Origin of the sequence: Flavobacterium algoriphilum (genome assembly GCF_048158655.1) — a bacterium.
Taxonomy (GTDB): domain Bacteria; phylum Bacteroidota; class Bacteroidia; order Flavobacteriales; family Flavobacteriaceae; genus Flavobacterium; species Flavobacterium algoriphilum.
Window position 1 is genome coordinate 1,027,349 of the sequence record NZ_JBLNKY010000001.1, and the last position, 14,062, is coordinate 1,041,410.

The following is a 14,062-nucleotide window of genomic DNA, read 5'->3' on the forward strand; positions in this document are numbered from 1 at the left end:
TTAAGCGTTTCTTAGAAAATTAAAAAACATGAAAAGTACTATACTACTACTTGTATTCCTGATGATTATTTCTCCTTTTGCAAAAGCAGAAAATAAAAATGGAATTACCATTTCCAGAATAGCATCCATTTTTCAAACACAGCCGGTAACGTACACTTGTGTGATGCACCCGGAAATTCATGCGAGTAAACCCGGAAAATGTCCCAAATGCGGGATGGATTTAATCAAAGAAAAAGAGAAATCGGTAAAAAAAGCAGTTGCCAAAAAACAAGTGCCAAAAGCAATTGTTAAAAAGCAAATCCCGTTGCGAACCAGCGTGAATCAAACCAAAGCGGCAAGTGCGGATGCGCATCAAAATCATGTAAATGTTCCTGTAGACAGCATCACAACGAAAGCGAAGCCCGTTAAAAGAACAGCGAAAAATGCACCGCCTAGAACGGTTCGGTATGATTTATATGTTCGCGATACCATTGTCACTTTTGGCGATACGCCTAAAACAGCAATAGCGGTAAACGGACAAATTCCGATGCCAACACTCACCTTTACCGAAGGCGATATTGCCGAAATTTATGTGCATAATGAGTTGGATGAAGAGACTTCGTTGCACTGGCACGGATTGTTTTTGCCTAATAAAGAGGATGGTGTGCCCAATTTGACTCAAATGCCAATTAAACCACATACAATACACAAATATACATTCCCAATTATTCAACATGGAACGCATTGGTACCACAGCCACACCGGTTTGCAGGAGCAAATAGGGATGTACGGTTCTTTTGTAATGAATAAAAGAAATGAAGACCCAACTTTTAGAATAGGAATTGATGATTTACCAACGGTGCCAATCATTTTGAGTGAATGGACGGACTTAAATCCGAAAAATGTCCATCGAATGTTGCACAATGCAACCGATTGGTTTGCGATTCAAAAAGGAACTACACAAAGTTATGCAGAAGCTATTAAAGCGGGATATTTTAAGACGAAAGTTGCCAACGAATGGAAACGAATGAATGCGATGGATGTAAGTGATGTGTATTACAATAAATTCCTTATTAACGGCAAAAATGAAAGCCAACTTTCGCAGTTTAAAGCGGGTGATAAAGTGAGGCTGCGGATTGCCAATGGAGGCGCCTCTACCTATTTTTGGCTGACGTATGCCGGTGGGAAAATTACCGTGGTGGCCAGTGATGGAAACGATGTGGAGCCAGTTGAAGTCGACCGGTTAATTGTTGCGGTATCCGAAACCTATGATGTTGTCGTGACCATTCCTGCCGATAAGACTGCTTTTGAATTTTTAGTCACTTCTGAAGATCGCACAAAATCCGCATCGTTGTATTTAGGAGATGGAATCAAGCAATTGATATCGCCTTTGCCAAAATTAAAATATTTTGAAGGAATGAAAATGATGAACGGCATGATGAAAATGAATGGCGATTTAGATGATATGGGCATGAAAATGTCGCTGAATCAAATGGACATGAATGTAGTGATGTATCCTGAAATCACCGGGCCAATAGATTCTAAAGAAGGAACACAAAAAGAAGTTGAAATGGATCATTCGTCTCATGATATGGGAAAAATGAAAATGGGGGAAACCGCTCCGAAAATGGATGGAATGAAAATGACGGAGGAGGATTATAATAGTAATGCATTATCTGATATTACTACGTTAAATTATGCCATGCTGAAATCACCCACTAAAACAACCTTGCCAAAAGACGCACCTGTAAAAGAATTGCGGTTTGAATTGTCTGGAAACATGAATCGCTACGTGTGGAGTCTGGACAATAAAGTGGTTTCTGAAGCCGATAAAATTCTAATTAAAAAAGGAGAGAATGTTCGAGTTGTACTTTTCAATGGCTCCATGATGCGCCACCCGATGCATCTACACGGACATGATTTTAGAGTCTTGAATGGTCAGGAAGAGTTTGCTCCCATGAAAAATATCATTGACATTATGCCCATGGAAACCGATACGATTGAGTTTAATGCGAATGTCAAAGGCGATTGGTTTTTTCATTGTCACATTCTCTATCACATGATGGCGGGAATGGGTCGCATTTTTAGTTATGAAAATCAAGAGCCCAATCCTTTGATTCCAAATCCAAAATTAGCGCAACGCAAATTATTCGCCGATGACAGGGCTTTTCATGTGATGGCCGAAAATGATTTTGCCACCAATGGAAATGATGGAATGCTGATGATTCAAAACACACGTTGGAGTATTGGTACTGAATGGCGTTTGGGTTATACCGATCATCACGGTTATGAAACTGAAACACACATTGGACGCTACATCGGGAAAATGCAATGGTTAATGCCGTTCATTGGTTTTGACTGGCGGTATCGCAAAATGGAAATGGGAGTAATGGAAGAGAATCTTTTTGGACAAACGAATACCAAAGACAATCGCGCTGTTTTCAGTGCCGGAGTCGAATATACGTTGCCCATGCTCATCAAAGCACAAGCAGAAGTATTTACGGACGGAAATTTTAGGTTGCAATTTGAACGCATGGATATTCCAGTTTCCAAAAGATTGCGCATGAATTTAATGTGGAATACCGACAAGGAATACATGGCAGGATTGCGGTATATTGTCAAGAGAAATTTCGGAATTACCACGCATTATGACAGCGATATGGGATTTGGTTTTGGATTGAGTTTGAATTATTAAAAAACGGAATACTTTGTTTTTGTAATTTTGAGAAAAAATATAGTGCTATGGTACAACTTTCAGAAATCTGGATTTATCCTGTAAAATCATTAGGTGGAATTAAATTGCAGGAAGCTCAAGTAACCGATCGGGGGTTGGAGCACGATCGCCGTTGGTTATTGGTTGATGAGAACGCAATGTTTCTGTCGCAAAGGGAACATCCGGAATTAGCTCTTTTTCAGCCTGAAATTACAGGGGATTTTTTGAAGATTACACATCGGGTACAATTAGATACGATACAATTTCCGCTGCAGCAATCTTTTTCGGAAACCGAAACTACGATTGAGGTGATGGTTTGGGAGGATTCCATTCAGGCGTATGAAGTCGGTTCGGTTATTTCAGATTGGTTTTCCCAATTATTGGGATTTTCGGCTCGTTTGGTCTATATGCCCGAGGAAAGTCATCGAAAAGTAGAGACTAAATACGCAGTGACGGAAGCCGATATTAATTCTTTTTCGGATGGTTATCCTTTTTTGTTGATTGGTCAATCGTCATTGGATGATTTGAATTCACGTATGAAGGAAGCACTTCCAATGAATCGGTTTCGACCTAATTTTGTTTTTACAGGCGGTGACGCTTATGAAGAAGATTCTTGGAAAGAATTTACAATTGGTGAATTGACTTTTTTTGGCGTGAAACCTTGCGGAAGATGTGTAATGACAACAGTAGACCAAGAAAAAGGTGAGACCTCAGGAAAAGATCCTTTGCTGACTTTATCAAAATACAGGACAGTGAGAAATAATGTGTTGTTTGGACAAAACTTGATAGGTTCTGGAACTGGTTTTGTTACTGTTGGTGATGCTATTGCCGTTTTGATTTCTATTTAAGTTCCATTTTTTCCTCATAAGATAGACTTAAAATTATTAGTAGCTCATTATTGTGGGCGCAAAGAGAAGATTGCACAGCTTGTTTGTTGGAAATGTGTGAATTATAGAATTATTACCAAAAATTGTATTACATTTTTGCAAATGTTTCGGGTTATTTTTGCTTCTTAGGAACAAATTATTCAAGCCATCACTCAAAATTATTTACAGGAATAATTGCTTGTCGGTTTTGGATGAGAAACAAGTATTAATATAAAAACATATAATAATGTCAGAAAAAAACAAAAAACAATTTGGTGTTTGGATGGATGCACATCATGCAACTATTGTAGGAAGAGAAAATGTAGATTCAGGGGAGTTCGTAATATTAGGTCACGAAAAAGTTGACGGACAAGGTCGTAATTCCAGCGAAAACGCAGCAAACAATGCTGAAAGAGATTTGCTTTATAAACTATTCAAAAACATCACTGCTCATATGCAAAATGTAGATGAATTGCATGTGACGGGAACTGGTACTGCTCAAGAACAATTTATTAAATATTTGAATGAGACTCCACAGTATAAAAATGTTGAGACTAAAGAAAGTACGTCTAATAAAATGGATGATGAAAGTTTAATTGAATATGTGGCTGCACAGTTCAACTAATCGCTTTAAAAAAAAGCTATTTTTATTGGTTAAAATGAAATGCCTCCAAAAAGTCAAACGCTATTTGGAGGCATTTTTATGGAGAGAAAAGTCAGAGAAGACGATAAATTTATTCTTTGAATCTTTGCGGAGCTGGGTGTTTTTTATTCTTTGTGTTCACAAGTGGCGCCTTTAGCATTAGATTTTAGATTTGTTCTTTGAAAAATCAGCTTGTTAAAAAACAATCGTATTATTGGTAGGCGTTATTACTGAATTGATTACAATTTACAAGTTCAGTACAGGCTGTTTTTATTTGAAGGTTTTTGGGTTTGGCTTTGTACATCTCAAAAATAGTGCTATTTTTGCACCCGAAATAGAAAAACAAGGCCCGTTCGTCTATCGGTTAGGACGCATGGTTTTCATCCATGTAAGAGCGGTTCGATTCCGCTACGGGCTACAATTTATAAACACAAGCTTAAAAAGCCTCGAAAATTATCTTTCGAGGCTTTTTTTATTATTGGTTTTAGCTGTTATTTTTGTAAATTAATAGTCAGAGACGTTTGCGCAATTTATACCACATATTTATTCTTTAAAAGAGTGCCGCTAACGCGAGCGTGAAGCTCGTGCCCACTATCAAAATTAATTGAAATCTATCTCTAAAATCGTTTGGTCATTATTTCCGTAATTTCTGGCACTACTATATTTCCAATCTATGGGATCAGTTAAAAAAACCGGATTCGACTGGATTGTAATGTATATAATTAAGTTTTTGTTCAAAAACCTTTAATGACCAAATTTCTATTGTATGATTATCCTGTTGCCAAAATTGTCTATGCTTTACATTACTATTCTTTTTTCCTGCTCGTTCCATCATCCAAAGCATCCATTCTCTTCGGCTTTCCTGAGCATTTTCTTCGATTGTTTGAAGCATTTTTTTTGATGTAAATCCTTTGAAATCTCGCATTAATCCTGATGGATTGTCATTTCCTGAGGGAAATATTAAATGAAGATGGCTTGGCATAATGCAATACCCATAAATTTCCATTGCCTTATTTTTTCTGCAAAAGTCTAATGATTCAATGATATTCCCAAAATACGCATCTCTTGTAAATACATCTATCCAATTTACTGTGGCAAAGCTTACAAAATAAGCTCCTGTACTTTCTCCAAATTTATATTTTGTGCTCATAGGTTTTGCTTTTGTTTAATCTAATTGTCAACTAAAAGTAAATGGATTAGTTCTAGTTTTTTTAGAAGCAGAAAATTTAGATTTAGATTTTTGTTTTTCCTGTTTTTGTTTGCGGTCAGGAGCGGAGATTAAATTAGTTCGCTTACTCTAGCGCGAGCGTCCCGCTCGTGTCTCTTATGAAATTTATTTTTTTAGATTTTTTTTTGTATTTCCTGCTTTTGATTACGGTCACGAGCGGGACGCTCGCGCTAGCTATACATTCTCAAGCCAGCGGGGGGTTAAATTGGTTCGCTTACGCGAGCGCGAGCGTCCCGCTCGTGTCTCTTATGAAATTTATTTTTTTAGATTTTATTTTTGTATTTCCTGCTTTTGTTTACGGTCACGAGCGGGACGCTAGCGCTAGCTATACATGCTCAAGCCAGCGGTGGGAAAACTACTTAACTTAATGACATTGCGCTTGCGCTCGCGTTTTTTATTTATTTATTAAAATCACTTTCTGATATATTTTGTGAATTAAATGAATTTGAAACTCCATTTGATACAACATCTAGACTTAATTGATAACTAGGAATATTTCTTCCTTTGCTATCCCGTTGAATATTAAAATTTAAAATATCATCTCCTTTTTCATACATTGGGTTTTTTATGAATTTTCCAATACATTGTCCATTTTCAATTTTAGAAAGCCAATTTTTTCCATAAGCAATTTTGAGATAGTATTCTCCTTCTGGTATATAATCAATACTGTAAGTTGAACCGCTATTTATGAATACATATCTTATACATTTTTCTGTTTCTATATTCATAATTTTTAGAGAAACATCTGTTCCACCACCAACAATAACTTCTAGACGATTTTTTATGTTTCCTTTTTTTGGTTTGTAATTATAACAAGACGAAAGTTGTCCATTTATTATTTCTTCTTCTCTCCAACCTTCAGCAATTAATCTCTCTTTTTCTTTCTTAAATTTTTCTTTATTTTCTTTTTTTAATATTTCTTGTTTATTAAATGTATAGTCTAAATCTCCATTTTTAGGTTTTTCATTATTTTGACTTTGATTTAAAGTTTCATTCCATAAATCTGTAATATCATTACTTAAAATTTTGTCGCCAAATCCTAATATTTCATTTTCTTTTAAAATTGCGGATTTAAAAATCCCTATATATTTTCCTCCTCCTCCTGCATAAAAATCAGTATTAATTGTTTCTGTGGTTTTGTCTAAGCTATTGTAACCAATTGAATTTTTAGCTGTAATGTAATATTCGATAGTTACATTTTTTGGTGTATGAATTGTAAGAATTTTTTTTTCATCACTTGCAGAGAAAAAGACTACATCATTTATATCAAATTCCAAAGTTTCATTTTTCATCCATATTTTATTGCTTGGCAATAATGTATATGATTTTACATAATTAAATTCCTTGTCATTTTCAAAAACATATTTAATTCGAACTGTCAAATTACTTCTTTCGATTATTTGATTAGAATTATTTTGAATATTCAATTTAGATCGAATTCCTTTAAGTTTCTGCTCAAATAATTCTTCTCTTAAAAATCCTTTTAATAATATTGTTTGTTCATAATTACCATCGAATTGAGAATGATATTTTTTAAAATGAGCCCAGTTAATTGCAGGTCCAACAATATCTAATTTTGAAATTTCTTTATTTTTGATTAGAATATTTTTATGGCTAACAATTTCAAATTCATTCTTTTCACAAGAAGTGAAAAACATCATAATTGCTAATATATAAATAGAATGACAAATATTTTTTTTCATTTTTAAATACTTTTTATTGAAATTTTGGATAAAATGACTTAGAAATCGTTTAAATATATGTTAAATTTAATTATTAAAAATCCAAATATATAAATAAATTATTACAAATTTAACGCAGAGATTTTTATTGTTGCATACTTCGAGCCGCGTGAAGGATGGTAGTGGAGCTCTTTTATGGGCTGCCTTTTCTTGGCAGGCGATAAAAAGCGGGAACGTACAGCCTGACCCGCAGTTTTTACGCAGGGACACGCCCAAATTATTTTCTTTTTCAGACCTATGATTCTATCAAATAACCGCCTAAAATTCAATCCCGAAGGTTCGGCACTAAAATGCTTGTTTGGGTTGGAAAAATTTTATAATTTTGCAATCCAATTTTATTATGTAAATTAAAGAAGAAGATGGATATCAAAAGAGTAGCAATAGACGCTGTGAATGAAACAATTGTAATGACTGTTGTTCACATGGATTACAAAGGACAAGTAGCAAAAAGAATAAACGAAAAAATGCCTTTGGCAACAGTTAAGGGATTTAGAAAAGGGGCTGTGCCTAAAGATCTTGTTGAAAAACAATACGGTAAAGCAATCAAACAAGAAGAAATTCAAAAAGTAGTTGATTTGGCTTTAGAGCGTTTCGTACAATCAGAAAGATTAAACCTTCTTGGAACGCCACTTCCTAAAGTAAACGACGATTTTTCTTGGGATGCTGAAGAACTGGTTTTCGAATATGAAATTGGTTTAGTACCAAACTTCGTATTGGATTTAGAAGCTACAAACGACATCGTGAAATATGTAGTTTCTGCTGATGCTAAATTAATCGACGGTCAAGTAGAAAGAATCCAAAAACAATTTGGAACTGCAATTCCTCAAGAAGTTGTTGCTGCAGATTCAGATATTACCGGAACTTTCACAAACGAAGAAAAAGGAATTAATAACGCTACCACTATTGCTGCTGATCTTTTCAAAGACAAAGCGACTTTTGATTTATTCATTGGTAAAAAAGTAGGGGATGTAGTGACTGTAAATACTAAAGGTTTATTCCAGGACGATCATCAATTGATGGATGTTATGAAAGTAAGTCATGATGACGTTCACGGATTAGAAGTTAATGTAGATTTCACAATCGAAGCGATCAATACAGCTGAATTGGCTGAATTGAACCAAGAATTGTTTGACAAACTTTTTGGAGCAGGAACTGTTGCTTCACTTGAAGAATTGAAAGCAAAAATCAAGGAAGATGCTGAGACTCAATTTGCACAACAAGCTGACCAAAAATTATTGGCTGATGTTCAGGATTTCTTGATCGAAAATACAAAATTCGACTTGCCATCTGAATTCTTGAAAAAATGGTTGCAAACGGTTGGAGAGAAAAAATTGTCTCCTGAAGAAGCTGAAGTAGAATATACAAGATCAGAAAGAGGATTGCGTTTTCAGTTAATCGAAGGTAGAGCAATGGCTTCTAGTGACATCAAAATAACTTTTGAAGACTTGAAAACATTCACGACAAAAAATATCAAACAACAAATGGCGCAATTCGGGCAAACAAATCCTACTGACGAAGAAGTTCAAGGAATTGTTGCAAGAGTTTTGTCAAATCAAGACGAAGTAAAAAGACTTTCGGACCAAGTTGTTGCGGAGAAATTATTGGAATTGTTCAAAGAGAAAGCAAATCCTACTACTAAAGAAGTAACTTACGACGAATTTATTGCCGCTTCATACGGAGAATAATTTCTAAAAAAATAAGTATATTTGAGCGTCAAAAGAATAATTTTTTTGGCGCTCTTTTATTTGAATTAATTTCAGGAGCTAATCCAGCTATCCGTTGCAAGTTTTTTCTTCCGTTTAAGTTTTTTTTATGCTTACAAGAGCTTCTTCCAGTCGCTTTGCAAGCATAAAAAAACTAAAAAACGGAATTCAAAAAGCTTTTCACTTTTATCTGGGCTAAAAAATAAGACATATTGACATCATTTGTAAAGAGGTATGACCTTTGCATTAAATGGAATTAGAAGATAATAACGTAAAACTTAGAACAAAAAAATATGAACTACGGTAAAGAATTTAAAAAGTTTGCTACAAAGGACCACGGCGTAAACTCCATGTATTACGATAAAATCGTAGGTGCAATGACTCCTAAAAACATGACTCCATATATCATTGAAGAACGTCAGTTGAATATTTCACAATTAGACGTTTTCTCCAGACTGATGATGGACCGAATTATATTCTTGGGAACAGGAATTGATGACCAAATTGCAAATATCGTTCAGGCACAGTTATTGTTCCTTGAAAGTGCTGATGCTTCAAAAGATATTCAAATTTATTTGAATTCTCCTGGAGGAAGCGTTTACGCAGGATTGGGAATTTATGACACGATGCAATACATCAAACCAGATGTAGCGACAATTTGTACCGGAATGGCAGCTTCTATGGGAGCAGTGTTGTTGTGTGCAGGTGCTGCAGGAAAACGTTCGGCATTGCCACATTCACGAGTAATGATTCACCAACCATCAGGCGGAGCGCAAGGAGTTGCTACCGATATGGAAATCAACTTACGTGAAATGTTGAAATTGAAAGATGAATTATACAAAATTATCTCTCATCACTCCGGCCAAACTTTCGAGAAAGTGCATAACGATAGCGAACGTGATTATTGGATGATTGCCGAAGAAGCAAAAGCATACGGAATGATTGATGAAGTTTTAGTAAGAGGATAAATTTAGTATTCAGTTTGCAGTCACAGTTTACAGTATTGTAACTGCGACTGCAAACTGCGACTGAGAACTAAAAAAAATGGCAAAAGTAGTATTAGAGTGTTCGTTTTGTGGAAGAAAAAAGCCAGAAACCAATTTGTTGATTGCTGGTATCAATGCACATATTTGTGATAAATGTATTGAACAAGCACACGGAATTGTTTTAGAAGAATTGAAATCCAGCGGAAGTTCAAAACTGGTTGGAGATTTGATTTTGAAAAAACCAAAAGAAATCAGGGCGTTCTTGGATCAATATGTAATTGGACAGGACCAAACTAAAAAAGTAATGTCGGTTGCGGTTTACAATCACTACAAACGTTTGATGCAACAGCAATTGGACGATGAGGTGGAGATTGAAAAAAGCAACATCATCATGGTAGGACAAACAGGAACAGGAAAAACATTGGTGGCTAAAACCATTGCAAAAATGTTGGATGTGCCTTTGGCTATTGTTGATGCGACCGTTTTAACAGAAGCAGGTTATGTTGGGGAAGATGTCGAAAGTATTTTGACACGCCTACTTCAAGCTGCTGATTATGATGTGGCCAAAGCCGAACGTGGAATTGTATTCATTGACGAAATAGATAAAATTGCACGTAAAAGTGATAATCCGTCTATTACGCGTGACGTTTCTGGGGAAGGTGTGCAGCAAGCATTATTGAAATTATTGGAAGGAACCGTTGTGAATGTGCCACCAAAAGGAGGACGCAAGCACCCGGACCAAAAATTTGTAGAGGTAAATACACAAAATATTTTGTTTATCGCCGGTGGTGCTTTTGATGGAATCGAACGAATTATTTCGAAACGATTGAACCGTCAAGCCGTAGGTTATTCTACTTCTAAAAATGTGGACAATATTGACAAAGACAATTTGTTGCAATACATTATTCCAAAGGACATCAAAGATTTTGGATTGATTCCGGAGATTATTGGTCGTTTGCCAGTTTTGACACACATGGATCCTTTAGACAGAGAAACTTTGCGTGCAATATTAACACAACCTAAAAATGCGTTAATCAAGCAATACGAGAAGTTGTTTTTAATGGACGATGTTGAATTTACCATTACAAATGCAGCATTGGATTTTATTGTTGATAAAGCACTAGAATACAAATTAGGAGCTCGTGGATTGCGTTCTTTATGCGAAGCTATCTTAACTGACGCGATGTATGAATTACCAAGTTCTGATGAAAAAATATTAGAAATTGACGTAGATTATGCAAAAGAAACGTTGAATAAAAATTTATTGAAACGTTTGGAGATTGCATCATAAAGATTCTATTTTTCTCATAAATACTAAACCTGTTCATTAATTTGAACAGGTTTTTTTTATGAATTATTTTTTCTGCTACTTCTTCAAAGTCCTTTTTTTTTTGATTATAAAATCAAAACGGAGTTTAAATAATTTGTAAATTTATAGTTGAAAATTTTGGCTCCGAAATAGAAAATTCTGAAGTATTACAAATTAAGGTTGGTAGGCAATTTTGGATAACTATAAAAAATACGTTCAAACTATAGCAACTTAAAAAAACACAAAATGGCAACATTGGAATTTAAAATCGAGATAAATGCTCCAAAAGAAAAAGTTTGGGACGTTTTATGGAATGAAGGAACATATAAACAATGGACCTCTGTTTTTTGTGAAGGGAGTTATGCAGTAAGCGATTGGAAAGAAGGCAGTAAAATTCATTTTTTATCTCCAAACGGAGACGGAATGAACAGCATTATTTACAAGAAAATTGATAATGAATACATGGCTTTTAAACATTTGAGTGAAATCAAAAATTTTCAAGAAATGCCTGCTGATGATGCGACTCAAGAATGGTCAGGTGCTATGGAAACCTATCGTTTGACAGAAAATAATGCTGGGACAGTTTTAGAAGCTAAAATGGATTCAGTCGAAAAGTATATCGATTATTTCAAAACGACATGGCCAAAAGCGTTAGATTTGGTAAAGAAACTTTCAGAAGTAAAATAATATATTAATCTTAAAATACTATTATGGCGTCAATTAACCCGTATTTAATTTTTAATGGAAATTGCGAAGAAGCATTCCTATTCTATCAATCTGTATTTGGTGGTGAATTCTCTTATATTGGAAAGTTTAAAGATATGCCACCAGCAGAAGGGAATCCCGTGCTTTCTGAAGCTGATGGAAATAAAATCATGCATGTTACATTGCCAATAGGTGATGGATCAGTATTAATGGGAAGCGACAGTAATTCAGCAAGTGGGGAAGTTGCTTTTGGACAAAACGTTTCACTTTCAATCAATGCTAAGAGTAAAGAAGAAGCTGATGAATTGTTTAACGGACTTTCGGTAGGAGGAACGGTAACGATGCCAATGAATCAAACCTTTTGGGGCGCTTATTTTGGAATGTTTGTGGATAAATTTGGAATCAATTGGATGATGAATTTTGATGAAAATGAAAAATAATTAGCATTAAAAACAAATTCTGGTGTACTCGTGAATTGTGTTTTTCTCATAAATATAAACCTGTTCATTTATTTGAACAGGTTTTTTTATGGGCAATATGGTTATTCTAATCTAGAGTCTTGCTGATAAAGCAACATCATTAAAGAGAACTTTAACCCAGTTTCGGCTTACTCTCCTTTGGAGAGGGTTGGGGTGAGGAATTCAAACTTCCCTTTTCTCTTTGTGAAAAAATACGGGATATTCTTTTTTATAAGCAATAGATTGTCGATTTTTGCGCCTTGTAAATCAATAGTAATAAAAATGGCAATAGAAGATAAAGAGATTATTTTGTTAAAAGTTTCTGGTCAGGATAAACCAGGAGTAACAGCTGGTTTAACATCCATATTAGCGACTTATGATGCCATTATTTTAGATATTGGTCAAGCCGATATCCATGATACGCTCTCTTTGGGTATTTTATTTGAAATACAAGCAGGGTCTAGTTCGGCGCCTGTTTTGAAAGATTTATTGTTCAAAGCCTATGAATTGGGGATCAAGGTTAACTTTATTCCAATTTCTATACCGGATTACGAAATTTGGGTAAAAGCACAACGCAAACAACGCTACATCATCAATGTTTTGGGAGAAACATTAACAGCTGTACAATTGGCGGCTGTGACCAAAATAATGTCAGACCAAAATTTAAATATTGATTCTATTATAAGATTAACCGGAAGGATTTCTGTGGTTGAAAAAGAAGAATATCCTCGTTCTTGCGTACAATTATCTGTAACGGGCAATATTGTTGATAAAACGTCAATGACAGCTAGTTTTATGGAAATTTCCAGAACCCTAGATGTGGATATCTCTTTCCAAGAAGACAATATGTATAGAAGAAACAGACGTTTGGTGTGTTTTGATATGGATTCTACCTTAATTCAAACGGAAGTAATTGATGAATTAGCAGAATTAGCAGGTGTAGGCGAAGAAGTTAGAGCCATTACTGAATCGGCTATGAATGGCGAAATTGATTTTAGTGAAAGTTTTAAACAACGTATGGCTTTGTTAGAAGGCCTAAGTGAAGATGTGCTACAAACAGTTGCTGAAAATCTTCCCATAACCCAGGGAGCGCATCGCTTGATGAAGGCCTTAAAATATTACGGATATAAAACCGCTATTTTATCGGGTGGATTCACCTACTTTGGACATTATTTGCAAAAGGAATTAGGGATTGATTACGTTCATGCCAATGAATTGGAGATTATAGACGGTAAATTGACGGGAAAATATTTGGGTGAAATTGTTGATGGTCAAAAGAAAGCCGAATATCTGAAAGCTATTGCGGAAAAAGAAGGAATTAATATCAATCAAACCATTGCTGTGGGTGATGGTGCAAATGATTTACCGATGTTGAACCTGGCTGGTTTAGGAATCGCTTTTCATGCCAAACCAACAGTTAAAGAAAATGCAGCTACTTCAATCTCTAGCTTAGGTCTCGACGGTGTTTTATACCTATTAGGCTACCACGACAGGCATATTGATATGATGGATGAGGAGTAGGTGCAAATGATAATGCAAAAAGAGGCTGTCTAAAAAAGTAATTTTTGGCAGCCTTTTTTATGCCTTGATGGTAGGTGTTTTTTCAGGTTTTTCCAATGTTTGTTTTTCGGGAGATTTACAAATTCCTCTAGCTCCACAACGCATTCTGTGCGGTCCGCAGGAATACAGAAAAACTAGTGTTATCAAGATGTAAAAGGTATTTTTCATCT

Annotated in this window: 11 protein-coding genes, 1 tRNA gene and 1 pseudogene; 10 read left to right on the forward strand and 3 right to left on the reverse strand. The window is 35.2% G+C overall.

From position 1 onward, the window contains the following. Positions 1-28: 28 nt before the first annotated feature. The 4 genes from ACM55G_RS04395 (at position 29) to ACM55G_RS04410 (ending at position 4,619) form a co-directional block, all read left to right on the forward strand. A complete protein-coding gene (locus ACM55G_RS04395; protein WP_416842692.1) occupies positions 29-2,674 on the forward strand; it encodes a multicopper oxidase domain-containing protein in 2,646 nt (881 codons plus the stop codon). Positions 2,675-2,721: 47 nt separating this feature from the next. Continuing rightward, positions 2,722-3,540 (forward strand): MOSC domain-containing protein, encoded by an 819-nt coding sequence (locus ACM55G_RS04400; protein WP_416842693.1) that lies wholly within the window; start codon positions 2,722-2,724, stop codon positions 3,538-3,540. Between the two features lie 265 nt (positions 3,541-3,805). Beyond that, a complete protein-coding gene (locus ACM55G_RS04405; protein WP_416842694.1) occupies positions 3,806-4,183 on the forward strand; it encodes a hypothetical protein in 378 nt (125 codons plus the stop codon). Between the two features lie 364 nt (positions 4,184-4,547). Further along, positions 4,548-4,619 (forward strand) — tRNA-Glu (locus ACM55G_RS04410). A gap of 182 nt (positions 4,620-4,801) precedes the next feature. Here the strand turns inward: ACM55G_RS04410 and ACM55G_RS04415 are convergent. Then, positions 4,802-5,351, reverse strand: a pseudogene (locus ACM55G_RS04415) (REP-associated tyrosine transposase). A gap of 476 nt (positions 5,352-5,827) precedes the next feature. After that, positions 5,828-7,132: a hypothetical protein gene (locus ACM55G_RS04420; RefSeq protein WP_416842695.1), complete on the reverse strand. Its 1,305-nt coding sequence runs from the start codon at positions 7,130-7,132 to the stop codon at positions 5,828-5,830. Between the two features lie 398 nt (positions 7,133-7,530). On the opposite strand from ACM55G_RS04420, the gene ACM55G_RS04425 reads away from it, so the two are divergent. The 6 genes from ACM55G_RS04425 to serB all read left to right on the forward strand — a co-directional run bounded on the left by ACM55G_RS04425 (position 7,531) and on the right by serB (position 13,853). Continuing rightward, on the forward strand, positions 7,531-8,856 hold the full coding sequence (locus ACM55G_RS04425; protein ID WP_416842696.1) for a trigger factor: 1,326 nt from the start codon (positions 7,531-7,533) through the stop codon (positions 8,854-8,856). Positions 8,857-9,167: 311 nt separating this feature from the next. Next, the gene (gene clpP, locus ACM55G_RS04430) at positions 9,168-9,842 is read left to right on the forward strand and encodes an ATP-dependent Clp endopeptidase proteolytic subunit ClpP (protein ID WP_416842697.1); all 675 of its coding nucleotides are present in this window, start codon (positions 9,168-9,170) and stop codon (positions 9,840-9,842) included. 76 nt (positions 9,843-9,918) lie between these two features. Continuing rightward, complete coding sequence (gene clpX / locus ACM55G_RS04435; RefSeq protein ID WP_416842698.1) at positions 9,919-11,151, forward strand: ATP-dependent Clp protease ATP-binding subunit ClpX; 1,233 nt, start codon at positions 9,919-9,921, stop codon at positions 11,149-11,151. A gap of 264 nt (positions 11,152-11,415) precedes the next feature. Beyond that, positions 11,416-11,856, forward strand: coding sequence for an SRPBCC family protein (locus ACM55G_RS04440; RefSeq protein WP_416842699.1), 441 nt, complete (start codon positions 11,416-11,418; stop codon positions 11,854-11,856). 23 nt (positions 11,857-11,879) lie between these two features. Continuing rightward, positions 11,880-12,314 (forward strand): VOC family protein, encoded by a 435-nt coding sequence (locus ACM55G_RS04445; protein ID WP_416842700.1) that lies wholly within the window; start codon positions 11,880-11,882, stop codon positions 12,312-12,314. A gap of 300 nt (positions 12,315-12,614) precedes the next feature. Beyond that, on the forward strand, positions 12,615-13,853 hold the full coding sequence (gene serB, locus ACM55G_RS04450) for a phosphoserine phosphatase SerB (RefSeq protein ID WP_416842701.1): 1,239 nt from the start codon (positions 12,615-12,617) through the stop codon (positions 13,851-13,853). 57 nt (positions 13,854-13,910) lie between these two features. Here serB and ACM55G_RS04455 read toward each other — a convergent pair whose 3' ends face one another. Continuing rightward, the gene (locus ACM55G_RS04455) at positions 13,911-14,060 is read right to left on the reverse strand and encodes a hypothetical protein (protein ID WP_416842702.1); all 150 of its coding nucleotides are present in this window, start codon (positions 14,058-14,060) and stop codon (positions 13,911-13,913) included. Between the last annotated feature and the right edge of the window lie 2 nt (positions 14,061-14,062).